Genomic DNA, 24,771 nt, shown 5'->3' with positions numbered 1-24,771 from the left:
GCTGCGGACCTCCGTCGGCATCGTGCCTCGCTCTCTCCAGCCCAAGCTCATCGCTCCTCTATCGGCTTCCATTTCTGGTCACGCTCACCGATGTACTCACTGTCGGGGCGGATCAGTCTGTTGTCGGCATGCTGCTCGATCACGTGCGCCGTCCATCCGGCCATGCGGCTGATCGAGAAGACCGGTGTGAACAGGTCCGTCGGAATGCCCAGATAGTGATAGACCGATGCCGCGTAGAAGTCGACATTGGGATAGAGGCCCTTCATCTCGAAGACGACCTCCTCCATCTCCTTGGACATCCGATAATAGGTGTCGTCGCCGGTGGATTCGGCGAGTTCCTGCGACATCCTGCGCAGGTGCGTGGCCCGCGGGTCCTCGGTCTTGTAGACGCGGTGGCCGAAGCCCATGATCTTCTCGCCGGCGGCCAGCTTCTCCCGTACGGCCTGCGCCACCCCGGTGGGCGAGATCGATTCGAGGGTCTTCATGACCTGCTCGTTAGCGCCGCCGTGCAGGGGGCCCTTGAGCGTCCCGATGGCGGCGACGATGGCCGAGTGCATGTCCGACAGGGTCGCGGCGCAGACGCGGGCGGCGAACGTCGAGGCGTTCATGGTGTGGTCGGCGTGCAGCACCAGACAGGTGTCGAAGAGCTCGACCTCGCGCTGGGCCGGAACGCGTCCGGTCACCTGCAGGAGGAAGTTCGCCGCGATGCTCATCGCCGGGTCGGGCTCCGGGACCTCGGCGCCGTTGCGGGCGGCGTGGTAGCGGGCGACCAGCAGGGGCTGCTGCGCGGTCAGGCGCGCGGCCTTGCGCAGGTTCGCTTCGGGGGCGATGGAGTCCTTGTCCGGATCGTCCGCCGCGGAGAGGGAGACCAGGGAGCGCAGGGCCTCCATCGGTTTCTGCTTCTCGGCGATCTCCGGGATGTTCGCGGAGACGAGCGCGCCGAGCTCGCGGCCCCGCACCAGCTCATCGCCGTACCTGTCCAACTCGTCCCGGTTGGGAAGCTTGCCGCACTGCAGCAGGTGAGCGGTCTCTTCGAACGTCGCGCGGCCGGCCAGATCGTGGATGTCGTATCCGCGATAGAAGAGACGACCGGCCTTCCCGTCAATGTCGCTGAGCGCTGTGGACGCGGCTACGACATCGGCCAGGCCTTTCGTGGGCTTGTCCGCCATGAGTGTTTCCTCCGCATATCTCCGCCCGAAGTCTACCCGTGAGCAGGCAAAACCGTCCGCGAAGGTCCAGACCAATTTCACGCTGGATTCTCCTTATGGCAAAGGCGATTCCGCATCCCCTCGTTTGGGTAAGCCGGAGCTGTAGTAATAGTTACGGCGGGCTACCTGGGGAGGAACTGCCGTGGAGGGGCCGTTCATACGCATCGAGGACACCGGCGAGGTGGTCCCGTTGCGCCCCGAGATCACGACGGTGGGGAGGGGCCGGGGCGCGGACATCCGGCTGACCGACCCGAGTGTGTCTCGACTCCATGCCGAGTTCGTCAGGCGAGGACCCTACCTGTACGTCGTTGATCTGGGCCTGTCCCGCAACGGCACACGGGTGAACGGCAGGCCGATCGCCCGGAGGGTGCTGGACGACGGCGACGTCGTCTCCTTCGGCGCGGCGCGCGGTCGCATCGGCGGAGTCCCCCGTGAGGACTTCACCCCCGAGGTCGAACTGCGCAGGGCCGCTGCGCCCGAGCTGACCAGGCGCGAGGTCGATGTGCTGACCTCGCTCTGCAGGCCGGCGCTGTCGGATGAGGCGTTCGTCGCCCCGGCGACCGCACGTGAGATCGCCGACGACCTGGTCGTGACCGAAGCCGCGGTCAAGCAACACCTGCTGCGGCTGTACCAGAAGTTCCGGATTCCCGAGGGCACCAACCGGCGCACACGGCTGGCCAACGAGGTCGTCGCGCTGGGCCTGGTGCGCCCGACTCCTGTGGTGCCACCACAGCGGTCGGGGACGTCGGCCGAGCAACAGCAACCGACGGCGGCCGGACGCAGGGCTTCATAGGTGCAGACCCCGCTACCTGTGGTGGGCCGCTGAGCGCGGCCCACTAGAGGAAACGGATCGCGACCGGCGCCACGGCGAGGGGTTCCGGCAGCGCGAGCGGACCGGAGCCCGGCGTCACCGTGCCCAGAACGCGCGCCCCTGAGGCGCCCGTGCAACTGGGCACGGTCGACGGCAGACCGTGCGCGGTGAGCCAGCCGAACAACGAGAAGGCGATCGCCTCCTTCGCGTCGGCGGGCACGCCGAGCTCGTCGCTGGTCACGAGCCGCGTGTCCGGCACGCGTGCGCGCAGCATGCCCATGAGTGTGGGATTGCGCACACCGCCGCCGGAGACGATCACGGTGTCGAGCCCGTGCCGCCGGATCTCGGCCGCCACGGTCTCCGCGGTGAGTGCGGTCAGCGTGGCGACGAGGTCGGCCTGCGGAAGGTCCGCCTTGACGTACCCAGGTGTGAAGAGCTCTTTACCGGTGGATTTCGGCGGTTCCTTCGCGTAGTACGGCTCGGCGAGCAGCTCCGCCAGCAGCGCCGCGTCGACCGTCCCGGCCGCGCCGAGCACCCCGTCCTTGTCGTACGGGGGCGCGGCGGCGTCGATGAGCGCGCACGCGGGCCCGGTGTCGTAGGCGACGGCCGGCTCCCGCACGGTCAGGTTGGCGATCCCGCCCAGGTTCAACGCCCCGGTACGCCCCGGCAGCCCGGCCATGAGCAGCAGATCGAGGTAGGAGACGAGCGGCGCCCCCTGCCCGCCGGCGGCCACGTCGCGCACCCGCACGTCCGAGACCACGGGCAGCCCGGTGCGCTCGGCGATCCAGGCCGGCTGGCCCAGCTGCAGGGTGCCGAGCACCCGGCCGCCCTCCACCCAGTGGAAGAGCGTCTGCCCGTGGGAGCAGATCAGGTCGGCCGCCGGCCCTTCGGCCGCCGCCTCGGCGAACGCCTGGCCGATGAGCGTGTCCAGGGCGCACACCTCGCCCAGGTCGATCTTGCTGGGCGGCAACGCGGCCACGATACGGGCTCGCAGGCCGGGCTCGTACGGCCGCTCGCCGGTGTGGACCAGCGTGCCGGTCAGCACACCGCCATCCAGCGACCAGTCCACGACCGCACTGTCTATCCCGTCATGGGACGTGCCCGAGATAAGACCGAGAACCCGCATCGCACTCCGTTCGCCTGCTTCCCCCGAAGGGACTCCAACCACGACGGACCGTCATCTTCCGCTTCCCCGGAAGGGGTCTCCCCCCAAAGGACGCCAGCCACCACGGACCGCCTGCTTCTCCTCCCCCGAAGGGGGGTATCCCACCCAAGGGACACCCGCCACCACGGACCGTCACAAAGATCGAGTCGGTCGTGTTGACAACCCTCCGAGGAATCACCGCACTCAGAGCACCCGGAACCCGTTGCTCGGCTTGCTGGTCCGGTTGGCCCGGTCGACGGCGACCACGTAGTAGTGATCCCCGCGCTTGCCCTCCGGGTCCACCCAGTGCACCTGCCGGTCACCCGGCAGCACCGCGACCAGGTTGCGGGCGTCGGCGAACGCACCAGACGCGGCCTTGCCGGGGAACCGGAAGATGGCGAACTGGAAGGGCTCGTGCCGATCCGTCGCGACCGCGCGTACCTCCACCCCGCCGTGCTTCCGCAGCGCGTACGCCAGCACCGGCCGGTGCGGCGCCTCGCCACTCGCCAGCCTGGTCAGCACCGGGGCCAGGGCGGGCCGGGTGTAGTGGTCGTTCACGGCCGTGCTGATCGAGCCGATCCGGTCGGCCCGCAGGTCGTTGGCGTTGTACCAGATGTCACCGCTGACCGGTGGATTGTCCCGGTTGAGCGTGAGGTGCTTGGACAGCTCGGCCGGGTTCTGCCATTCGGGCGCGGTCTGGGCGGGGTCGCCCGCCTTGTAGGCGGCCTGGCCGATCCAGAGCAGCGTGCCGGTGCCGTTCGCCACGTCGGACCACCACGGGACGAGCTTGGCGTAGTCGGCCGGCGGCTGGCCGATGTACCAGTAGAGCTGGGGTGCGATGTAGTCGAGCCAGCCCTTCTTCACCCAGCCCCTGGTGTCGGCGTGCAGGCTGTCGTACGACTGACCGCCGCTGGTCTCGGAGCCGAGGGGGTCGCTGGCCTTGTTGCGCCAGATGCCCGACGGGCTGATGCCCCAGGCGATCTCCGGCTTGACCGCGCGCACGCGCTGCTGCATCTCCGAGACCATGAGGTCGACGTTGTTGCGCCGCCAGGTGGCCAGGTCCGGGAAGCCGGCTCCGTACTGGGCGAAGGCGGCGCTGTCGTCGAAGGCCGTGGTGTTCGTCGGGTAGAAGTAGTCGTCGAAGTGCAGGCCGTCGATGTCGTACCGGGTGACCGCGTCCATGATCGCGTCCTGGCAGAACTTCCGCACCTCGGGCATGCCGGGGTTGTAGTAGAGCTTGCCGCCGAACGGCAGGATCCAGTCGGGGTGCTTGCGTCCCGGGTGGTCGGGGTGCAGCTTGGCCGGGTCGGCCTGCATCGAGACCCGGTACGGGTTGAACCAGGCGTGGAAGGCCAGTCCCCGCTTGTGCGTCTCCTCCACGATGAAGCCCAGCGGGTCGTAGCCGGGGTCCTGCCCCTGGGTGCCGGTCAGCCATTGCGACCACGGTTCGAACGGCGACGGCCAGAACGCGTCGGCGGTCGGCCTGATCTGCACGAAGACGGAGTTCAGCTTGCGCTGCACGGCCAGGTCCAGCCAGGCGAGGTATTCGGCCTTCTGCTGTTCGACGGTCAGCCCGGTCTTGGAGGGCCAGTTGATGTTGACCACGGAGGCGATCCACATGCCGCGCATCTGACGCAACGGCGGGACGTAGTCTGCGGCGAAGGCGGGAAGCGGTACGACGGAGGCGGCAGCGGCGAGGGCGAGGCCCTTCAGTAACGTCCTTCGGCTGGGCATGGGGGGTTTGGCCTCTCGGAAGTGGTTGTGTCGAGGGCGACGATGACAGAAAATTACCTTCAATTCAACAATCGTGAAGGAAAATGCCGCATGTCCCCTGACCTGTACCGACTAGCGATGACAGTGCTCCAGCCAGGCTATGAAGGCACGTCGGCTCCCGACTGGTTGCGCAGGGCGCTCGGCGAAGGACTCGGCGGCCTGGTGCTGTTCGCCCGCAACAACCCCGGGCAGCAGCTCGTCCAGCGGTTTCGCGCCGAGAACCCGGGCGCCGTCGTCGCGATCGACGAGGAGGGCGGAGCGGTCACCCGTCTGGAGGTCGCCTCCGGCAGTTCCTTCCCGGGCAACCGGGCGCTCGGCGTGGTGGACGACGTGGCCCTGACGGAGCGCGTGGGCCGCCAGATCGGCCGGATGCTCGCCGAAGCGGACATCACGCTCAACTACGCGCCTTCCGCCGACGTCAACGCCAACCCCGCCAACCCGGTGATCGGCGTCCGCTCGTTCGGCCCGACCGCCGACCTGGTCTCCCGCCACACCGTGGCCTACGTCAACGGGGTACAGGGCGCCGGGGTCGCCGCCTGCGCCAAGCACTTCCCCGGCCACGGTGACACGGTCACGGACTCGCACCTGGCGCTGCCGACCGTACACGCCTCGCGCGACTTGATCGATGAGCGTGACCTGCCGCCGTTCAGAGCGGCAATCGCGGCCGGGGTGCGCTCGGTCATGTCGGGTCACCTCCTCGTCCCCGCCCTCGACCCGTCGTTGCCCGCGACGCTCAGCCGTACCGTGATGACCGAGCTCCTCAGGGGCGAGCTCGGCTTCGACGGGATGCTGGTCACCGACGCGATCGAGATGCGGGCGGTGGCCGCGATGTTCGAGCCCGGGGAGATCGCGGTCCGCGCGCTCGGCGCTGGCGTCGACGCCATCTGCGTGGGCCTGTCGACCGAGCGGAGCCTGCACGACATCCGCGACGCCATTGTGGCGGCCGTCCGCGCTGGTGTGCTCCCCGAGGAGCGCCTGGCCGAGGCCGCCGCCCGGGTCCTCGCGCTGTCCGACTGGTACGCCGGGCAGTCGGCGCTGCGTGACAAGGCCCGCGCCGACGTCGACGAGGGCGTGGGCCTGGAGGCCGCCAGGGCCGCGCTGACCGTGACGGGGACGGCCACCTTGACCCGGCCGCCGCTGGTCGTGGAGGTCAACACGCGCTTCAACAAGGCGGTGGACCCCTCGACGCCGACCGGCATCACGGCGGCGCTCAGCACGCTGCTGCCGGGGACCACGCGGATCCAGATGGAGCCGGAGGGTGAGCTGCCGCCGTTCGACGACCGGCCGGTCGTTCTCGTGGTGCACGACGCTGCCCGTTATCCGTGGGTACGGGAGACGGTGGCGCGGGCCGTACAGGTGCGGCCGGAGGTGATCGTCGTGGACACCGGCATCCCCGGTACGCCCGACGGGGCCGCGCACCTGGTCACGCACGGCATCTCGCGCGTCTCGGCGCAGGCGGCGGCCGAATGGCTGACCCGGTGACCGGGCGCCTCCGTCTATCGACGGGCTGGCTGTTGGCGTCCTGGCTGCTGACTGGCTTGCTGCTGACGGCGTCGCTGTTGACGGCGTGGCTGCTGACCACGTGGGCGGACTGGCTATCGACGGGCTGGGCGGGCGGATGAACGAGCCGGCCAACCCCGTGGCCGCCGTCCGTGCGGTGCTGCCGTCCCTGACGCCGGCCGCGCAGGCCATCGCGCACATCATCCTCGCCGACCCCGGCGTGGTCGTCCGGAGCACGATCACCGAGTTCAGCGGGGTGTCCGGGACGAGCGAGGCGACGATCGTACGCACTGCCAGGGCGCTCGGCTTCGCCGGCTACTCGCAGATGCGCTTCGCCCTGGCCGCCGCTGTCGCGAAGGAGCCCGAGCGGCTGGTGCCCGGCGACCTCGGCCCCGACGACCCGCTCACCGACGTCATCGCCAAGGTGGCGCGGGCCGAGTCGGAGGCGCTGGCCGACACGGCCGCCCAACTCGACCCCGAGCCGCTCGGGGAGGTCGTCACGGCCATCGCGAGGGCCCGGCGGGTGGACGTGTACGGCGTGGCGGCCTCCGGGCTCGTGGCGGCCGACATGTCCCAGAAGCTGCTGCGGATCGGGCTGTCCAGCCACCCGTTCAGCGACGCCCACCTGGCGCTGACCAGCGCGGCCCTGCTGCGGGCGGGCGACGTGGTGGTGGCGATCAGCTGCGGCGGCGAGACGCCGGACGTACTGGACCCGGCCCGCACTGCTGCGGAGGCGGGGGCGCTGGTGGTCGCGATCACCAACAATCCGCGGTCGTCGCTGGCCGGGCTGGCCGACTACACGCTGGTGTCGGCGGGTCGGGAGACCGCGTTCCGGCCTGGGGCGCTGGCCAGCCGGATCAGCCAGCTCCTGATCGTCGACTGCATCTTCGTCGGGTTGGCGCAGCGCACGTACGACACGGCCGACGCCGCGATCCGCGCCACGAAGGAGGCTACGGACCGGTATCGGCGCCGGTAGTGCGGTTATCACCCAGGGTCCGTCACACGACTGTCTCGATCTTTGTGACGGTCCGTGGTGGCTGGGGTCCCTTGCGAGAGAGACCCCTTCCGGGGAGGCGAAGCAGGCGGTCTGTCGTGACTAGGGTCCCAGAGAGACGCTCCCTCCGGGGAGCGGAAGATGACGGTCAGTCGTGGCTGATGTCCCAGGGAGAACCACCCCGCAGGGGAGACGAGGATGACGGTCTACCTGGGATAACGGGTGATCGTGCTATCGTCGTCACCCACGGTGATCATGGGCGGCGAGCGGCTCGGCCAGGCACTGTGACAACACGCGGTGGGCGGACTCAGGCGGGCACGGTGAGCGCGGTGAGCACGGTTCGAGAGGCCACGTTCGAGGTGCTGCGGCGGTTCGGGCTGACCACGATCTTCTGCAATCCGGGCTCGACCGAGGTCGCGCTGCTGACCGGGCTGCCCGACGACCTGCGGTTCGTGCTGGCCCTGCATGAGGGGTCGGTGGTCGGCATGGCCACCGGGTGGGCGATCGGGCACGGGGCGCCGGCGCTGGCCGTGCTGCACACCGCGGCGGGTCTGGGCAACGCGGTCGGCGCGATCGCCACCGCGCGGGCCAATCGGGTGCCGCTGGTGATCCTGGTCGGGCAGCAGGATCGTCGTCATTTGGCGTTGGAGCCGTTCCTGACCGGGCGGTTGGAGGGGCTGGCCGGGGACTATCCGGTGTGGGTCGACCAACCGGTGCGGGCGCAGGATGTGCCGGGTGCCGTGGCGCGGGCCTACCACGAGGCGGTCACGTTCCGAGGGCCCGCGCTGGTGGTGGTGCCGTTGGACGACTGGGCGGCGCCGTTCCAGGACGAGACGATCGCGGCGCCGACGCGGCTACTGCGGCCGGCCGCCGTGTCGGACGAGTCGCTCGCACCCCTGGCCGCGCTGCTGTCCGAGGCCCGCTCTCCGGCGATCGTCGCGGGCGCCGGCGTGCGCACTGGCGCGGACATGGGCGTGGTCGCCTCCGGACCGTCTCGTGAGGGCGTGGTCGCCTCCGGGCCGTCCGGTGAGGGCGTGGGCGTGGTCGCCTCCGGGCCGTCCGGCGAGAGCGTTGCCCTCGCGGGCTCAGGTGTTCGGGAGGCAGGGTGGGCGGCGGTGGTGGCGCTTGCTGAGCGGCTGGGGTGTCCGGTCTGGCAGGAGTCGTTCGGGGCGATGGCGGGGTTCCCGCAGGACCATCCGCAGTACGCCGGGGTGCTGCCCGCCGATCGTGCCCGGCTGCGCGCGGCGCTGGCGGCGCACGACGTGGTGCTCGCCGTGGGTGCCCCGGTCTTCCGTCAGTACCCGTTCGACACCGGTCCGCTGGTCGAGCCCGGTACCACTGTCGCGCTGGTCACCGACGACCCGGCCGAGGCGCACCGCAGTCCGGCCGACCTGGCCTATCTCGCCGCGCCGGCCGCCGTCTGTGAGCGGCTGGCCGTACTCGTGCCCGCCAGGCCCGCTCCGCTGCGGCCCGCGCCCGATGGACCCGGGTTGCCCCCGGAAGGGGAGGTTCTGCGAGCCGCGCACGTCCTGCACCAGCTCGCCAGGCGGCTGCCCGCCGATGCGGTGCTCGTGGAGGAGACACCGTCGTCGCGTCCGGACCTGCACCGGCTGGTCCCGGCCCGTAACCCGCTGGGCTTCGTGTCGGCCGCCATGGGCGGGCTGGGGTTCGGCGTGCCTGCGGCGGTCGGTCTGCGCATGTCGCTGCCCGACCGGCCGGTGGTCGCGGTGGTGGGCGACGGCTCGGCGCTGTACGGGGTGCACGCGCTGTGGAGCGCGGCCCACTACCGGGTGGGCGCGCTGTTCGTGGTCCTCGCCAACGGCCGGTACGCGATCATGGACCGGCTGGCCGACAAGGCGGGCGGCAAGGCGCCGTGGCCCGCGTTCACCGAGGTCAGCATGGGCGGGATGGCCCGGTCGCTGGGCTGCGCGGCCAGGCGGGTGGACACGGCGGAGGAGCTCGCGGCGGTGCTCGACGAGGTGATGCCCACGCTTGTGGACCGCGAGGAGCCCCTGCTGCTTGAGGTGACCGTCGCCGTGGACCCCGACTTCCAGCCGTAAGAAGCTTCCAGCCGTAAGAAGAATGCCCGGCCTGCGACCCGATCAGGCGAGTTCGCCCGCCCTGCGGTCCAATCAGGCGTCCTCGCCCGGCCTGCCGACGAGGTCAGGCGCGTTCGGCGGCCTCGACCACGTTGGAGAGCAGGAGGGCGCGGGTCATCGGGCCGACGCCGCCGGGGTTGGGGGTCAGGAAGCCCGCCACCTCCGCCACCTCGGCCGCAACATCACCGGCGATCTTGCCGTCCACCCGCGAGACGCCCACGTCGAGCACGGCCGCGCCCGGCTTGACCATGGCCGGGGTGATGAGGCCGGGCACCCCGGCGGCGGCCACCACGATGTCGGCGTGGCGGACGTGCGCGGCCAGGTCGCGGGTGCCGGTGTGGCAGAGGGTGACCGTGGCGTTCTCGCTGCGCCGGGTCAGCAGCAGGCCGAGCGAGCGGCCCACCGTGATGCCGCGTCCGACCACGGCCACCTCGGCGCCCTTGATCGGCACGCCGTACTCCTGGAGGAGCAGCACGATGCCGTGCGGCGTGCAGGGCAGCGGCGCGTCGACCATGTGGACCAGGCGGCCCAGGTTGACCGGGTGCAGGCCGTCGGCGTCCTTGGCCGGGTCCATGCGCTCCAGCAGCGCCATCGTGTCGAGGTGGCGGGGCAGCGGGAGCTGGACGATGTAGCCGGTGCACTCCGGCGAGGCGTTGAGCTCGTCAATGGCCGCCTCGACTTCGGCCTGGGTGGCGTCGGCCGGGAGGTCCACGCGGATGGAGGCGATGCCGACCTCGGCACAGTCGCGGTGCTTGCCCGCCACATAGATCTGGCTGCCGGGGTCGTCGCCGACCAGCACGGTGCCGAGACCGGGGGTGATGCCACGCTCTCTGAGCGCGGTCACCCGCGTCGTGAGGTCGGCCTTGATCCTGGCCGCGGTCGCCTTGCCGTCGAGTTTCACTGCGCTCATGTCTCGCCATCCTTCCATCAACTGCCATCAGCTGAAGCCGGGGGTTTGCTCTCACGGTCCCGTCTGGCTGAAGGGAGGCCGGTAGCGTGTGGCTGGTTGATGACAGCCCAGCCCGCAGCGCCGCGTGCGGCGATGTTGCGGGCCGCGATGGGGTCGGCGTGCCCAGCGAGGCCACACCTTTGGCAGACGAACCGGCCCCGCGCCGGACGATTCGCCCTGCTGATATGCCCGCATTCCGGACACGCCTGCGAGGTGTAGGCGGGGTCGACCAGCACGAAGGCGATCCCGGCGCGGGCGGCCTTGTAGCGGGTGAACGCGGCCTGCTGGGCGAACGCCCAACCGTGCAGGGTGCGGCAGTGCCTCGATGACCTTGAGATCTTCCGGCCGGCCCGTGCAGGGCACGGCGACACGGCCGGTGGGGGTCCACAGCGACACAGTCCCGGCGTCACGATTCCAGCTCATCAGCCGGGCGTCGTAGGGGTGGCGCCGTGCGGGCGAAAGAGGTGGGCGCGTTTCTGCCAGGTGGTCGGCCTGGGCCGAGGTGGGCGTGAGCCGCAGTTGCACGACTGTGGGCAGGCCGTTGCGTTTGGTGGCGGAGCGGCGGATCGCCATCGAGCACCTCCTGTCACAGTGCCCTCCCCCACCGCACACATTACCGAACGTGACCGAGCCTTCCCATACTGTTTTCGAAGGGAGGGTGGCGCTTCCTCCCGGCCCCGAAGGAACGGGTCTCCGTCGCCACCATTCAGATGAGTTCGCAGAGGCGGTGATGACATCGTTGTCATGGATCTTAGAACAGCATAAAGTGACGAAGCCGCCCATATCTCCTTAAAGGAGTCGTCTTGCCTGCTCACTTGCTGTCCGCAGAGTCGACCGACCTGTTCGTCGGCACGGCGAAGCGTCCGTACCAGGTGCTCAAGGTCACGCTGGAGCCGGATGGGCAGGAGACCCCGCTCGACGTTCGCGGACCCGGGGTGTCCTGCGCGGCGCCGGTGAGCGTGCCGGCAGGGGTGGGCCCGGTCACCGTCGAGGTGCCGCTGGAGGTCAGCGTGCCGTACGGGAGCGTGGTGCCCTGCATCGTCACCTTCGGCGACGCGGCGCTCGACGTCGAGGTCACGGCCGAGGAGCCGGGCTGGACGATGTACATGGTGTCGCACTTCCACTACGACCCCGTCTGGTGGAACACGCAGGCCGCCTACACCAGCCCCTGGGAGCTGCTCTCGGTCGACTCCACGACCCGGCCGCTGTGGGAGCACAACGCGTTCGCGCTGGTCGAGGCACATATCGAGCTGGCTTTGCGCGATCCCGAGTACCGGTTCGTGCTGGCCGAGGTCGACTATCTCAAGCCGTTCTTCGACACCCATCCCGAGCGCCGGGCCGACCTGCGCGCGCTGCTCGACGAGGGCCGGGTGGAGCTCCTCGGCGGGACGTACAACGAGCCGAACACGAACCTGACCGGCGCCGAGAGCACCATCCGCAACATCGTGTACGGCATCGGCTACCAGCGCGACATCCTCGGCGGCGACCCACGTACGGCCTGGCAGCTCGACGTGTTCGGGCACGACCCGCAGTTCCCCGGCTACCTGGCGGCGGCCGGGCTGACCGGCAGCGCGTGGGCCCGGGGGCCGTTCCACCAGTGGGGCCCCATCAGCAAGAACTTCAGGGAGGCCAAGAACGACGCCTCCCTGATGCAGTTCCCGAGCGAGTTCGAGTGGATCTCGCCGTCGGGAGAGGGCGTGCTGACGCACTACATGCCCGCTCACTATTCGGCGGGCTGGTGGATGGACTCCTCGCCGTCGCTGGAGGAGGCGACGCGGGCGACGTACGAGCTCTACCGCTCGCTGAAGCCCGTGGCCGCGACCCGGAACATCCTGCTGCCCGTCGGCACCGACTACACCCCGCCGAACAAGTGGGTGACCGACATCCACCGGACCTGGGCGGCCCGATACGTCTGGCCCCGGTTCGTCTGCGGCACGCCACGGGACTTCCTCGACGCGGTGCGTGGGGAAATATCGGCATTCAGCCCGCAGACCCGGGATATGAACCCCATCTATACCGGCAAAGACGTCTCGTACATCGACACCAAGCAGGCCCAGCGCGCGGCCGAGGTGGCGGCGCTCGACGCCGAGCGGCTGTCGGCGTTCGCGTCGCTGCTGGGTCTGGGCGGCTATCCGCACACCGCGCTGGACAAGGTGTGGCGGCAGCTGGCGTACGGGGCGCACCACGACGGGATCACCGGCTCCGAGTCGGACCAGGTCTACATCGACCTGCTGACGGGCTGGCGCGAGGCGCACGACCTGGCCGCCGACGCCCGCGATCGCGCGCTGGACGCGCTGCTCGGCCAGATCTCGCTCGACGGCCGCAGCGTCGTGGTCACCAACACACTGCCGTTCGCGCGTGACGGACTGGTGCGGGTACGCCTCGCGCCGGGTGAGCGGGTAGAAGGCGAGATCCCGGCGATCGAGGAGGACGGCACGCTGGTCTTCCTGGCCAAGGACGTGCCGTCGATGGGCTGGCGGACGTACCGGATCGTCGAGGGGCCGGCCGACACCTGGCAGCCGCTGCCCGGGACCGCCATCTCGAACGACCGGTGGCGCGTCGCCGCCGATCCGGCGCGCGGCGGCGGTCTGGAGTCGGTGTTCGACCGCGCCTCGGGCCGCGAGCTGCTGTCGGGGCTCGGGAACGAGCTGCGGCTGTACGACGAATACCCGACACACCCCGACATGGGCGAAGGGCCGTGGCACCTGCTGCCGACCGGTCACGCCACCGGCTCCGGCGAGGCCGCCGCAGTGGCCGTACACGCCTCGCAGAGTCCCCTCGGACAGCGCCTGACCATCACCGGCCAGGTGGGCGAGGTGTCCTATGAGCAGATCGTCACGCTCTGGACCGGCTCGGACCGGGTCGAGTTCACCACCCGCGTGCTCGACTACACCGGCGCCGACCGGCTGCTCCGGGTCCGCTTCCCGGCGCAGGTGGCGGGCGCGCTGCCGGTATCCGACGTGGCGGGCGCCGTGGTGGGGCGCGGGTTCGCGCAGCCCGAGGTCGACACCGCCGAGCACCCGTGGACGCTCGACAACCCGGCCAACACCTGGTTCGGGCTGTCCGCCACGGCCAAGGTGGACCTGGGCGAGGCGGGCGCGCGAGCGCTGGGGGTCGCCGAGGTGGTGGTGCCCACTCTGGAGGACGCGCCCGGGGCCCGTTCGCTGGTGGTGGCCCTGGCCCGCGCGGGCGTGACCGCCACGACCTCGTCCGCCTCCGGCTCCCGGTACGGCTGGCTGGACGTCGACTCGAACCTGCCGGACGTACGCATCATCCTGGGCGGCCCGGACGCCAACCCGCTGGCCGCCGAGCTCCTCGACCGCAGCGACCCGGCCTTCCTCGACGCGCTCAAGTCGGGGGCGCCGCTGGTCTGGGTACCCGCCGAACGGCCGCTGGCCGAGGTGTGGCAGCCCAGCGCCGACCTGCGTGACGTACGCGCGCTGCCCGCGCTCATCGTCGCCGGGCCGGTGGAGGCGCTGGTCGCGGATCTGGCGGATGCCGTGATCTCCGCCGTTTGCCCGGTGGGCGAGGAGGTGCTGGAGTCTCGTACGGTCGCGCTGCTCACGTACGGGTTGCCGGGGTTCGCGGTGGATTCCGCGGGGGCGTTGCATCTGTCGCTCATGCGGTCCTGTACCGGGTGGCCTTCGGGGGTCTGGCTGGATCCGCCTCGGCGTACCGGGCCTGATGGGGCCGGGTTCCAGGTGCAGCACTGGACGCACGAGTTCTCGTACGCGCTGGCCGGCGGGGACGGCGACTGGCGGGCGTTGCGGCTGCCGGCGGCGGGACAGGAGTTCATCACGCCGATGCTGGCGCGGGAGGTCGCACCGGCCGCCGACGGCACGTTGCCGCAGGTGCACTCGCTCCTGCGGGTGGAGCCCGCCCGGGACGTCCTGCTCGGCACCATCAAGGCCACCGGCAACCCGCACGCCCACGGCCTGTCCCCCGCCGACGGCCTGTCGTCCTCCGACGGCGTCACGATTCGGCTTGTGGAGTCGACCGGGCTCGGTTCGCGGGCCGTGATCGAGTCGCCGGTTCTGGACCTCGACGGGCTCATCCGCGCCGACCTGCTGGAACGGCCCGGCGATCCGGTGACCACGCTCGACCTGGCCGGGGCCGAGGTCGCCACCTATCTCGCCCCCGCCCCGCCGCGGCCCCCACGCCCCGATCTGGGTGCCACGGCCGAACAGGCCCAGCCCGTCTACAGCCGCTACTGGCTGCACAACAAGGGGCCCGCGCCACTCGGCTATCTCCCGGTGTCGATCGCCGTCACGCCCGGTCTCGTCACACCCGCCGCGGCCTCACAGGGAGCGGCCTCGCAGAGCGCGGTCGAGGTGTCGGTCGTGGTGTCGTCCCACCTCGTCGACGCGCCGCACGAGGGCGTGGTGGACATCCGCGTCCCGGACGGCTGGACCGCCACGCCCGCCCAGCGCGCCTTCCGCCTCGAACCCGGCGGCCACCTCCGCTTCCCCGTCACCGTCACACCCGCCCCCGGCCAGGGCCTGTACTTCGTCTCGGCCCGCACCTCGGTGGGCGGCCAGCTGGTGGAGGACGTCGCCACGGTCGCGCTGAGCGAGGTGCCGGAGCTACCCGTCGAGGGCGCCGTCCCGAACATGCGCGAGGCGTTCAACGGGACCCAGGCCACCGAGGGCCGCGCGACCGGCCTGTCCGTCACCGCCCTCACGGAGTCGCTCTCCCTCCGCCCCGGCGACCGCACGTCTCTGGTCGTACGGCTGGCGAACACCACCTCCGACGAGATCCGCGGCGAGTCCCAGCTCGCGGCCCCCTGGGGCTCGTGGGAGCTCCTGCCCTCGGTCATCCAGGGCTTCACCGTGGCACCGGGCGAGACTGTCGACGTGTCGTTTCCTGTGGAGGTGCCGTACGACATGGCGGCCGGGCACTTCTGGGCACTCGCCAAGGTCATGTGGTACGGCCGCTGCCAGTACGCCCCCGCCGTCCGCTTGGAGGTCTCCCGATGAACCACGCTCTCACCGATACGGCGGGCGGTCCCGTACGGGAGCGGCCCGCCGCGACCGGGGCGGGCACCGCGCCTGGCATCGGCGCGGTGATCGGCTGGGTCGGCGGGCGGCCGATCTCTCGCGAGCCGCTGGACCGGCGGGTCCGTGAGCTGCGCGACAGCCCGCTCAGCGCCGCGCTGCCGCTGCCGGGCAGCTCCGAGGACCGGCAGCTGGCCAGGTGGCTGACGCAGGTGATCCTCACCGAGGCGCTGTGCGAGGACGAGGCCACGGCCCGCGGGCTGTCGCCGGTGGAGGTCGGGCGGCTCGACCCGCTGGCCGCTGTCGAGCTGGGGTCGATCAACGCCTCCGCGTACAACGGGAGCCCGTGGGTCCGCGCGCTGTTCGAGCACCTGACGGCCACGGCCGAGGTGCCGCCGGAGTGGCGGTCGCCGACGACGGCACAGGAGGCGGCGCCAGGTACAGCACAGGGGGTGGCGCCCGCGACGGCGCAGGGAGTGGCCTGGCATGTCGTACGCCATCGGGTGTTCGCCGACCGCGCCGAGGCGGCCGCCGCCACGGTCGACGACCTGGAACCGCTGGGACCGGTGACGCTGAGCTCCCTGCCCGCGGCAATCGCCGACGCCATCCCGCGCCGGCCGTACGGGATGCTCGTCGGTCCGGTCGAGGACGCCCTGGGCTGGCACGTAGCGGTGGCCCAACCAGCGCCCACCCCAGCCCCCTCCGCCGGTGCGGTCTCGCAGCGGGAGGCGGCGCGGCGGCGGATGTTCGCGCGGTGGCTCGACGAGTCGCGGGCCGCCAAGGTCGAACTCGTGCCCGGACTGGAACATCCTGGCGACCCCCGCCAGCCCGACAACCACCACAAACACTGATGGCCCGCGTACTCGCCATCGACATCGGGGGAACCAAGCTCGCCGCCGCGCTGGTGGACGAGACGGGTTCCATGCTGCGTTCCGCGACCCGGCCCACGCCGCGTACGGACGTCATGGTCGCTCTGGCGGCGCTGATCGAGGAGGTGACCGGGGACGGTCCGGCGCCGGAGGCGGTCGGGATCGGCTGCGCCGGGCCGCTGGATCTGGCCGCCGGGACCGTCAGCCCCGTCAACATGCCCAGCTGGCGCGGCTTCCCGCTGCGTGACGAGGTCCGCGCGCTGACCGGCCTGCCGACCATGCTGGCCGGTGACGCGCAGTGCATGGCGCTCGGGGAGCACTGGCTGGGGGCGGGGCGCGGGAGTGCTTCGCTGCTCGGGATCGTGGTGTCGACCGGGATCGGTGGCGGACTGGTGATCGACGGCGTCCCGCTCCTGGGTCCCAACGGCAATGCCGGACATGTCGGTCACATGACCATCGACCCGTACGGCGAGCGCTGCGAGTGCGGCGGGCGCGGCTGCGTCGAGCACTACTCCAGCGGCCCGAACCTGGCCCGCTGGGCACTGGCCAACGGCTGGACCCCGGGCCGCCCTGACGGGCTGGACGGCCCGGCCGACGCACGGAACGGCACGGCCGGCGTTGGGAACGGTGCGGCCGACGCGCTAGACGGCACGGCCAGCGCGCAGAATGGCACGGCCAGTGCGCAGAACGGCGCGGCCGACGCGCGGGCGCTGGCGCGGGACGCGGCGGGCGGGGATCCCGTGGCGGTGGCGGCGTTCGAACGGGGCGCCAGGGCACTCGCCGGCATGATCGCCTCGACCGCGGCGGCGGTCGAGCTCACCAAGGTGGTCATCGGCGGCGGCGTCTCAGCGGCGGGACCGGTCCTGTTCGACCCGTTGACGCGGGCGCTGGACGACGTGGCCGGGCTGGCGTTCGTCAGGGCGGTGAAGGTTGAGCCGACCACCCTGGGAGTACGGGCCGGACTCGCCGGAGCCGCGAAGCTCGCCTGGAGCCAGTCCCGTACAGCCGCCTGAGATGTTCAAGTACGGCCGCCTGAGACGCTCAGGCGGCCGGGCGGGCTACTCGCGCTCGGCGGTCTGGGCCGAGCGCCGCTCGATGATGCGGCGGGTGAACGGGATGACCTCCACGACGCGCGCCCCGAGGTAGGCACCGAGGAAGGCGAGCACCACCAACATGACCGGGCTGGTGGCGATCCCGTTCATGGTCACGAAGGCATACAGAACCGAGTCGAGCGGCGCCATAAGGAGTACTCCCGGGAACGGACGAGCGGCAAGGCCCACAGCGTAACCGGACATTACTTATGCTTGTGCGCAAAAGGGCGGGTTCATACCGCCCTTTGCCCAGGAGCGTCAGTGGAAGAAGTGGCGCGTCCCCGTGAAGTAGAGCGCCACGCCCGCCTTCTCCGCCGCCTCGATGACCAGTTGGTCGCGGACGGATCCGCCGGGCTCCACGACGGCCTTGACGCCCGCCTCGATCAGCACCTCCAGCCCATCGGGGAACGGGAAGAACGCGTCCGAGGCCGCCACCGACCCCTTGGCCCGCGCGTCGGCGCGACTCACCGCCAGGCGGCACGAGTCGACCCGGTTGACCTGCCCCATCCCAACGCCCACGGTCGCCCCGCCGGACGCCAGCAGGATGGCGTTGGACTTGACCGAGCGGCAGGCCCGCCACGCGAACGCCAGGTCGGCCAGCATCTCCTCGGAGACCGGCTCGCCCGCCTTGAGCTGCCAGTGCTCCGGCGCGTCGCCGGACGCGTCGACCCGGTCGCTCTGCTGGACGAGCAGGCCACCGTCGATCCGGCGGAACTCGGCGGGGTTGGCCGGGCCCGAGGGACAGATCAGCAGGCGGACGTTCTTCTTCTGCGTCAGTACGGCCAGCGCCTCGGGCTCGTAGGACGGCGCCACGACGACCTCGGTGAACACCTCGGCGATCTGCCGGGCCAGCTCGGCCGTGACGGCCCCGTTGACCGCGATGACGCCCCCGTACGCCGAGACCGGGTCACAGGCGTGCGCCTTGCGGTGCGCGTCGGCGACGTCGGAGCCGATGGCGATGCCACACGGGTTCTGGTGCTTGATGATCGCGACGCAGGGCTCGACGAAGTCCCAGGCCGCCCGCCAGGCCGCGTCGGCGTCGAGGTAGTTGTTGTAGGACATCTCCTTGCCGTGCACCTGCTCGGCGTTGGCCAGGCCGTCGAGGCCACCGCTGTAGAGGGCGGCGGACTGGTGCGGGTTCTCGCCGTAGCGCAGGGTCGACTTGCGCTTCCAGGTGGCGCCCATGAACGAGGGCCAGCCGTCGTCGACCCGGTAGGCGTTGGCGAACCAGGAGGCCACGGCCACGTCATAGGAGGCCGTGTGGGCGTAGGCGATGCCCGCCAGCCGCCGGCGTTCGGTCAGCGTGAAGCCGCCCTCGCCGAGCGCGGCCACCACGTCGCCGTAGAAGCGCGGGTCGACCACGACGGCGCAGGTGCTGTGGTTCTTGGCGGCGCCGCGGATCATCGCGGGCCCGCCGATGTCGATCTGCTCGACGCACTCCTCGTCGGACGCACCGGAGGCGACCGTCTGCTCGAACGGGTAGAGGTTGACCACCACCAGCTGGAACGGGTCGATCTCCAGCTCGTCGAGCTGGGCCACGTGGTGCGGCTTGGTGAGGTCGGCCAGCAGCCCGGCGTGTACGCGCGGGTGGAGCGTCTTGACCCGGCCGTCGAGGCACTCGGGGAACCCGGTCAGCTGCTCGACCTTGGTGACGGGGATGCCGTAGGAGGCGATGGCGGCGGCGGTGCCGCCCGTTGACACGATCTCCACCCCCGCGCCGTCCAGAGCCCTGGCCAGCTCCTCCAGCCCGGACTTGTCGTACACCGCGATCAGCGCGCGCCGGATGGCGATGCGAGTCACTTCGATTCCCCTTCTGATTGGTTACCGATGCGGACGGTCCGTCCGCTGACCGTCCAGCCCTCACGGACCATCCGGCCGACGATCTCGACGAGCAGGCGGCGCTCGACGGTCTTGATGCGCTCGTGCAGGACCGCCTCGTCGTCGTCCGGCAGTACGCTCACGGCCTCCTGGGCGACGATCGGCCCGCTGTCGACGCCGGCGTCGGCCAGCATGACCGTGCAGCCCGTCACCTTGACCCCGTGGGCGAGCGCGTCACGCACCCCGTGCGCACCCGGGAAGGAGGGCAGCAGCGCGGGATGGGTGTTGAGCACCGGGAACGCGTCGAGCGTCGGGGCGCCGATGATCTTCATGAAGCCCGCCGACACCACCAGGTCGGGCTCGTAGGAAGCGATCCGGTCGGCGAGCGCGATATTCCACTCCGACCGCTTCTCGTAATCACCCAGTTTTTCGACGAAAGTAGGGACGTCAGCCCGCGACGCCCGAGCCAGTCCCTCGATGCCGTCTCTGTCCGCACCGACAGCCACCACGCGGGCGCCGTAGGACGGGTCGGCCGAAGCGTCCAGCAAGGCCTGTAGGTTTGTTCCAGAGCCGGAGACGAGGACGACGAGCCGCCCAGCCTTTGACACGCGCACTCCAATGAGAAAACCGGGGTGGGGTTGCAAGCGTATCCGCTCTTCGTCCGGCGACGCAGAGGAGGTCAGGTGTCGACACCGGTGCAGGCACCGGCGGGTCAGCATCCCGCGGATTCCGCGGGGCGCCGAGCCATCTGGTTGGCCATCGCGGCGCTGGCCATGACGTTCATGCTGCCGCTGGCGGGGCTGGTCATGGCGGTGTTCGCGCTGATGGCGGGCATTCGCGCGCTGCCCCAGCTGAGGAAGGCGCACAAGCCGCCGGGCATCGCCGTGGGCGGCATCGCCATCTCCTCGGTGGCCCTCACGTTGTCGGCCCTGGCCACCGCGATGCAGCTCTATCTGATGGACGAATACTCCGCCTACCAGAACTGCATGAAGGGCGCGGGCACCGTCTCGTCGCAGGGTGAGTGCTTCACCCAGTTCAGGGACGCGGCCCAGAAGAAGCTCCCACCGGACGTACTGGAACTCCTGGGCGCGGTGCAGCCCTAGCCCGGCCCCATCACAGTGATTCCAGGCCGCGCATCGCGATGTTCACGGCCCGTCCGGTTGACGCCAAATACTCCTGCTCCGCCTCGCCGTACATCTCCAGGCTGGCCATCCCGGCCGCCTGCACCGCACCCATGAACGCGCCGGTCACCGCCGCGGCGCTGATGGGGTCCAGCCTGTCGGGGAATGCCGTCAGCAACGCGGCGGCGATCCGGCGCTGCGCGTCGAACATCATGTGAAGGGCCTTCGCCTGTACGGCGGGCACCGTCGCGAGCAGCCTCTGGTAGAGATCCTTCAGCTCGGGGTCCCCGGTCCACGGCCCCTGGGTGAGGTAGTGGGCGATGGCTTGGTCGTAGGTCCTGCGCAGCACTTGCTGCAGCGTGTCGTCCGGGGCGCGGTCGGCGATCACCTCCAGCGCCAGCCCGTAGAACCGCTCGACGTCGGCGAACAGCACGTCCTCCTTGCTCGGGAAGTAGTTGAAGAACGTCTTGGTGGCCACGTCCGCCGCGGCGGCGATCTGTGCGCCGGTGGTCTGTTCGTAGCCCTGCTCGGTGAACAACCGGATTGCCGTACGGATGAGCAGGTGCCTGGTCTGTCGCTTCTTGCGTTCGCGCAGCGTCTCCTCCATAGCTGCAATCTTACACTAGAAGAAATTTACATGATTGTATTTTTGCGCTAAGTGGTGGTATCCAGGGTTCATGAGCCGAAGAGCGTTACTCCCTCGCCTGGCGCCCGCCATCGGGCTGTTCTTCCTGGCGCCACTGACCGCCGAGTACCTGATGGGCAACGCGCCGATCACCCACATCCAAAACCTGCTGGGCCTGGCCCCCCTGTACGGCGGCGGCGCCCTCCTCATCCGTGAGTTCGCCCGCCGTACCGGACGCGGCTGGCCCGCCATGATGACCCTCGCGCTGGCCTACGGCATGATCGAGGAGGCCTTCGTCACCCAGACGCTGTGGGACTCGAACTGGGTGGTCGGCGCACACACCCTCGAATACGGCTTCATCCCCGAGCTCGGCCTGGCCGGACCATGGACGCTGTTCATGGTCGGCGTGCACACGGTCTTCAGCATCAGCGCCCCGATCGCGGTCGCGGAGACCCTCGCCGGCTCGCGACGCACGACGCCATGGCTGGGCAAGATCGGCCTCACCGTCGCAGGCGTGCTGTATGCGGTCGTCGCCCTGGGCAGCGGCGTCGCCCAGGCCGTCTTCGGCCGCCATGCCTCCGCGCTCCAGCTCATCGGCGCCGGAGTCGTCATCGCCGCGATCATCGTCGTCGGCATCCGCCTCCCCAGGCGCACCACCGACGTCACCCTGCTGCCCGGTCGCGCCCCCAGCCCGTGGGTCGCCGGTGCTCTCGCCATGGTCGCCGGAGCGGTCTTCGTGCTGCTGTACGCGGTCGATCCCAACGGCTTTACGCCCTGGCTGGCGGAGGCGATTCCCCTCCCGGCGTGGCTCAGCGTGGTCAGCTATCTGACCCTGTTCGTCACCGTTGCCACCGTGGTGGTCCGCTGGTCACACCGCGCCGGCTGGTCGCAGGCCCACCGGCTGGCGCTCGCCGGCGGCGCCATGCTGACCTACGCCTGGCACTCCTTCCCCCAGAGGAACATCACCCCGACGGTCCCGCCCACCCAACCGACCAGCCTGGCGGAAGACCTGGCCGGCAACGCCATCCTCACCGCAGGCGCGGTGGCCCTGCTGATAGTCGCGGCCCTGCGGCTCCGTCGACCGGCGGACACCAGCACAGAACAGGCCCTTAGTCGCGATCCCAGGCGTAGGGATCGACGTAGATGACATGGCCGCCACGATCGTCCGACTCATCGACGATGTCCGTACGCGGTGGCCGGTCCCGCTCCGGCAGGATCGGCAGGGCCTGGGCCAGCGTCTCCGCCGCGGCCGAGGCGTGCTCGTCCTGCCAGTCGTCGCGAATGACCGGAATGGCCTGGGTGTCGGCCTCGGTGGCATCCATCCAGTGGCCGGGCAGAGGCCGGGCGTCGGCCTCCGCCAGGCCGACCTTGCTCGCCGCCCGGGCGATCGCGGCGCCCGCCTTGCGTACCGGCACGGCGGCCTTGTCGAGCGGGGCGCGAGCCCGCCGGTTGAGCAGGAGGACGTTGGCCACGCCCGCGGAGATACCCGCGGCGACCCCCACCTCCAGGCCCACCGACAGCGCCACCTCCCACGGCGACGGCCCGACCGTGGCCAGCCGCCCGCCGCCGATGGGGCCGCCGGACAGCGCGGCGAGCAGCGCGGCGACCAGCCCGGTGGTGATCCCGGTGAAGAACCCCCACAGCGGTGCGGCCTCGTACGACGGCGACGGCGCCATCCTGGCCACCACGATCCCGGCCACGGTCCCGGCGGCGAACGGCAGCGCGATCACCGCCATCGTCCAGCCGGGCACGGGACCGCTCTCGGGCAGCGCGCCGAGCAGCGGCAGGCTCGGCACCGTGCCCAGTTGCACGCCCGTGGGCGCGACCAGGGTGTCGGCGCCGACGGCGAAGCCCGGCCCGGCGATGTAGGAGGCGGCCCAGATGACGGTGTTGAGCAGGTAGAGGGCCTGGACCAGCAGCAGCAGCACGCCGCCCACGAAGCCGGGTGAGAGCACGTTGGACAGCTCGCGTACCTGGCCGAAGTTCACGATCAGGGCGGTCAGCACGAGGGCGAGCCCGGCGACGAGCAGCACCGCCGTGGCGACGGCCGTGCCGACGGTCAGGGCGCGCACCCGCTCGGGCAGCAGGCGCAGCATCGCCCGCCACGGGCCGATCGTCCGCGCCGTGGCCAGCGCCCCCGCGCAGAACGCCAGCGCGAAATGGCTGACCAGCGCCTCGCCGATGAACGGCTGGGTGATGTCGTTGCGGGCGACGAGCGCGATGAGCCCGGCGAGCAGGGCGTAGGGGGCGGCCAGGGAGACTCCGGCCTGCGCGACCAGGACGAGCTGGGCCCGGCGGCGCGCGCTGGCCTGCTCGCGCGGGCTGTTCTTGGGCAGCCGTGCGGGCAGCCGCAGCCGCAGGTCGGCGTCGCGCGCCATCCACCGCCCGGCGCGGTAGAGCAGGACGGCGGGCAGGATCGTCAGGCCGAGCGGGAGCAGCCCCACCTTGCCACCGGGGATCGCGAACCCGGCGTGGTGGGCGGCCAGCCACACCTGCGCCGCCGTACGGAACACGCCCGGCAGCCCCGCGCCCAGCGCGCCGCGCGGCGCGGCGATCCACCCGACCAGGGTCAGCGTGGTGAGTACGGCCAGGCCGACGCCCAGCGTGATGGCGGCGGCGAGCATCCCGGACACGGGCAGCGGCCGGCGCGTCTCGTCGTCATCACTCGAGACGCCGGGCAGCCGACCTAGTACCGATTCGAGGAGCGCCGTCACAAGTAGTTATTTTCTCAAGCTTTACCAACCAACGCTTGGTTGACGCGCCGCGCGCGGGGCTTTCCCTCTCCCATTTTTCGCCCTCTTTGGGGGGTCTCCGCGGTTTCACAGGGGACGCCACCCATCGGCTCGGCACAAAAAAGACGCCCCGCCACGAAACGGGCGGGGCGGTCTTCAGCCGGAAATCAGCGCGACTGCATGATCTCACGCATGAGGCGCGCGGTCTCGGACGGAGTCTTGCCGACACGGACGCCCACCTTTTCGAGGGCCTCCTTCTTCGCCTGCGCGGTGCCGGCGGAGCCGGAGACGATGGCGCCGGCGTGGCCCATCGTCTTGCCCTCCGGGGCGGTGAAGCCCGCGACGTAGGCCACCACGGGCTTGGTGACGTGCTGCTCGATGTAGGCCGCGGCCCGCTCCTCGGCGTCGCCGCCGATCTCACCGATCATCACGATCGCGTCGGTGCCCGGGTCGTCCTGGAAGGCCTGGAGCGCGTCGATGTGCGTCGTGCCGATGACCGGGTCACCGCCGATGCCCACCGCGGTCGAGAAGCCGAAGTCGCGCAGCTCGTACATGAGCTGGTACGTCAGCGTGCCCGACTTGGACACCAGGCCGATGCGACCGGCCGTGGTGATGTCGGCGGGGATGATGCCGGCGTTGGAGGCGCCGGGCGAGGCGATGCCGGGGCAGTTGGGACCGATGATGCGGGTCTTGTTGCCCTTGGCGATCGCGTACGCCCAGAACTCGGTCGAGTCGTGGACCGGCACGCCCTCGGTGATCACCACGCAGAGCGGGATCTCCGCGTCGATGGCCTCCTTGACGGCGTCCTTGGTGAAGGCCGGGGGCACGAAGGCGACCGACACGTCGGCGCCCGTCTGCTCCATGGCCTCCTTCACCGTGCCGAACACCGGCAGGCCCTCGTGCGTCGTGCCCGCCTTGCGGGCGTTGACGCCACCGACCACGCGGGCGCCGGAGGCGAGCATGCGGCGGGTGTGCTTGGTGCCCTCACCGCCGGTCATGCCCTGAACGATGATCTTGCTGTTCTCGGTCAGCCAGATAGCCAT

20 protein-coding genes are annotated in these 24,771 nt (G+C 70.9%); 9 read left to right on the top strand and 11 right to left on the bottom strand.

Translation table 11 applies throughout. From position 1 onward, the window contains the following. Positions 1-47: 47 nt before the first annotated feature. Positions 48-1,169 (bottom strand): citrate/2-methylcitrate synthase, encoded by a 1,122-nt coding sequence (locus tag AB0C30_RS25555; protein ID WP_357948575.1) that lies wholly within the window; start codon positions 1,167-1,169, stop codon positions 48-50. Between the two features lie 181 nt (positions 1,170-1,350). Here AB0C30_RS25555 and AB0C30_RS25550 point away from each other — a divergent pair, with 181 nt between their 5' ends. Then, the gene (locus AB0C30_RS25550; RefSeq protein ID WP_219531308.1) at positions 1,351-2,001 is read left to right on the top strand and encodes an FHA domain-containing protein; all 651 of its coding nucleotides are present in this window, start codon (positions 1,351-1,353) and stop codon (positions 1,999-2,001) included. Positions 2,002-2,044: 43 nt separating this feature from the next. On the opposite strand, the gene AB0C30_RS25545 is transcribed toward AB0C30_RS25550, so the two are convergent. Together AB0C30_RS25545 and AB0C30_RS25540 are read right to left on the bottom strand one after the other, a co-directional pair. Next, entirely contained in the window at positions 2,045-3,145 is a 1,101-nt protein-coding gene (locus tag AB0C30_RS25545) for an anhydro-N-acetylmuramic acid kinase (RefSeq protein ID WP_357948572.1), read from the bottom strand. A 222-nt stretch (positions 3,146-3,367) separates the two neighbouring features. Then, positions 3,368-4,897, bottom strand: a complete 1,530-nt coding sequence (locus tag AB0C30_RS25540) for a family 10 glycosylhydrolase (RefSeq protein ID WP_357948570.1) — start codon at positions 4,895-4,897, stop codon at positions 3,368-3,370. Positions 4,898-5,014: 117 nt separating this feature from the next. Between AB0C30_RS25540 and AB0C30_RS25535 the strand changes: the two genes are divergently transcribed. The 3 genes from AB0C30_RS25535 (at position 5,015) to AB0C30_RS25525 (ending at position 9,490) form a co-directional block, all read left to right on the top strand. Beyond that, complete coding sequence (locus AB0C30_RS25535; RefSeq protein WP_357948567.1) at positions 5,015-6,418, top strand: glycoside hydrolase family 3 N-terminal domain-containing protein; 1,404 nt, start codon at positions 5,015-5,017, stop codon at positions 6,416-6,418. Between the two features lie 100 nt (positions 6,419-6,518). Continuing rightward, positions 6,519-7,412, top strand: coding sequence for a MurR/RpiR family transcriptional regulator (locus AB0C30_RS25530; protein ID WP_357948564.1), 894 nt, complete (start codon positions 6,519-6,521; stop codon positions 7,410-7,412). A 347-nt stretch (positions 7,413-7,759) separates the two neighbouring features. Further along, a complete protein-coding gene (locus AB0C30_RS25525; RefSeq protein ID WP_357948561.1) occupies positions 7,760-9,490 on the top strand; it encodes a thiamine pyrophosphate-dependent enzyme in 1,731 nt (576 codons plus the stop codon). Positions 9,491-9,593: 103 nt separating this feature from the next. Here AB0C30_RS25525 and AB0C30_RS25520 read toward each other — a convergent pair whose 3' ends face one another. Together AB0C30_RS25520 and AB0C30_RS25515 are read right to left on the bottom strand one after the other, a co-directional pair. Continuing rightward, positions 9,594-10,439 carry a bifunctional methylenetetrahydrofolate dehydrogenase/methenyltetrahydrofolate cyclohydrolase gene (locus tag AB0C30_RS25520; protein ID WP_357948558.1) on the bottom strand — a complete coding sequence of 282 codons (846 nt, stop codon included), beginning with the start codon at positions 10,437-10,439 and terminating at the stop codon, positions 9,594-9,596. A gap of 17 nt (positions 10,440-10,456) precedes the next feature. After that, positions 10,457-10,849 carry a zinc ribbon domain-containing protein gene (locus AB0C30_RS25515; RefSeq protein ID WP_357948556.1) on the bottom strand — a complete coding sequence of 131 codons (393 nt, stop codon included), beginning with the start codon at positions 10,847-10,849 and terminating at the stop codon, positions 10,457-10,459. A 432-nt stretch (positions 10,850-11,281) separates the two neighbouring features. Between AB0C30_RS25515 and AB0C30_RS25510 the strand changes: the two genes are divergently transcribed. From AB0C30_RS25510 to AB0C30_RS25500, 3 genes are read left to right on the top strand one after another with little or no spacing between them, the layout of a single operon-like run. Next, positions 11,282-15,454, top strand: coding sequence for a glycoside hydrolase family 38 C-terminal domain-containing protein (locus tag AB0C30_RS25510; protein WP_357948554.1), 4,173 nt, complete (start codon positions 11,282-11,284; stop codon positions 15,452-15,454). After that, positions 15,451-16,323: a hypothetical protein gene (locus AB0C30_RS25505; RefSeq protein ID WP_357948552.1), complete on the top strand. Its 873-nt coding sequence runs from the start codon at positions 15,451-15,453 to the stop codon at positions 16,321-16,323. The genes AB0C30_RS25510 and AB0C30_RS25505 overlap by 4 nt, the downstream gene beginning before the upstream one ends. Next, positions 16,323-17,354, top strand: coding sequence for an ROK family protein (locus tag AB0C30_RS25500; RefSeq protein ID WP_357948549.1), 1,032 nt, complete (start codon positions 16,323-16,325; stop codon positions 17,352-17,354). Before AB0C30_RS25505 ends, AB0C30_RS25500 begins: the two co-directional genes overlap by 1 nt. A gap of 45 nt (positions 17,355-17,399) precedes the next feature. On the opposite strand, the gene AB0C30_RS25495 is transcribed toward AB0C30_RS25500, so the two are convergent. From AB0C30_RS25495 to purN, 3 genes are all read right to left on the bottom strand, one after another. Further along, positions 17,400-17,582, bottom strand: coding sequence for a hypothetical protein (locus AB0C30_RS25495; protein ID WP_357948546.1), 183 nt, complete (start codon positions 17,580-17,582; stop codon positions 17,400-17,402). 108 nt (positions 17,583-17,690) lie between these two features. Beyond that, positions 17,691-19,232: a bifunctional phosphoribosylaminoimidazolecarboxamide formyltransferase/IMP cyclohydrolase gene (purH, locus tag AB0C30_RS25490; RefSeq protein WP_357948543.1), complete on the bottom strand. Its 1,542-nt coding sequence runs from the start codon at positions 19,230-19,232 to the stop codon at positions 17,691-17,693. Beyond that, positions 19,229-19,858, bottom strand: coding sequence for a phosphoribosylglycinamide formyltransferase (gene purN / locus AB0C30_RS25485; protein WP_357948540.1), 630 nt, complete (start codon positions 19,856-19,858; stop codon positions 19,229-19,231). Before purN ends, purH begins: the two co-directional genes overlap by 4 nt. 75 nt (positions 19,859-19,933) lie before the next feature. Here purN and AB0C30_RS25480 point away from each other — a divergent pair, with 75 nt between their 5' ends. Continuing rightward, the gene (locus tag AB0C30_RS25480; protein WP_357948538.1) at positions 19,934-20,353 is read left to right on the top strand and encodes a hypothetical protein; all 420 of its coding nucleotides are present in this window, start codon (positions 19,934-19,936) and stop codon (positions 20,351-20,353) included. Between the two features lie 10 nt (positions 20,354-20,363). Here AB0C30_RS25480 and AB0C30_RS25475 read toward each other — a convergent pair whose 3' ends face one another. Next, on the bottom strand, positions 20,364-20,978 hold the full coding sequence (locus AB0C30_RS25475) for a TetR family transcriptional regulator (RefSeq protein ID WP_357948535.1): 615 nt from the start codon (positions 20,976-20,978) through the stop codon (positions 20,364-20,366). A 70-nt stretch (positions 20,979-21,048) separates the two neighbouring features. On the opposite strand from AB0C30_RS25475, the gene AB0C30_RS25470 reads away from it, so the two are divergent. Beyond that, a complete protein-coding gene (locus AB0C30_RS25470) occupies positions 21,049-22,143 on the top strand; it encodes a hypothetical protein (protein WP_357948532.1) in 1,095 nt (364 codons plus the stop codon). Here AB0C30_RS25470 and AB0C30_RS25465 read toward each other — a convergent pair. Both AB0C30_RS25465 and sucD read right to left on the bottom strand, forming a co-directional pair. Next, a complete protein-coding gene (locus AB0C30_RS25465; protein WP_357948531.1) occupies positions 22,106-23,710 on the bottom strand; it encodes a DUF6350 family protein in 1,605 nt (534 codons plus the stop codon). The genes AB0C30_RS25470 and AB0C30_RS25465 overlap by 38 nt on opposite strands. Positions 23,711-23,895: 185 nt before the next feature. Beyond that, positions 23,896-24,771: a succinate--CoA ligase subunit alpha gene (gene sucD / locus AB0C30_RS25460; RefSeq protein ID WP_219531323.1), complete on the bottom strand. Its 876-nt coding sequence runs from the start codon at positions 24,769-24,771 to the stop codon at positions 23,896-23,898.

The sequence above is a fragment of the Nonomuraea sp. NPDC048901 genome (assembly GCF_040649695.1).
Classification (GTDB): Bacteria; Actinomycetota; Actinomycetes; order Streptosporangiales; family Streptosporangiaceae; genus Nonomuraea.
The sequence above is the reverse complement of the archived record's forward strand: the minus strand, read 5'-3'. Positions and strand labels throughout refer to the sequence as shown.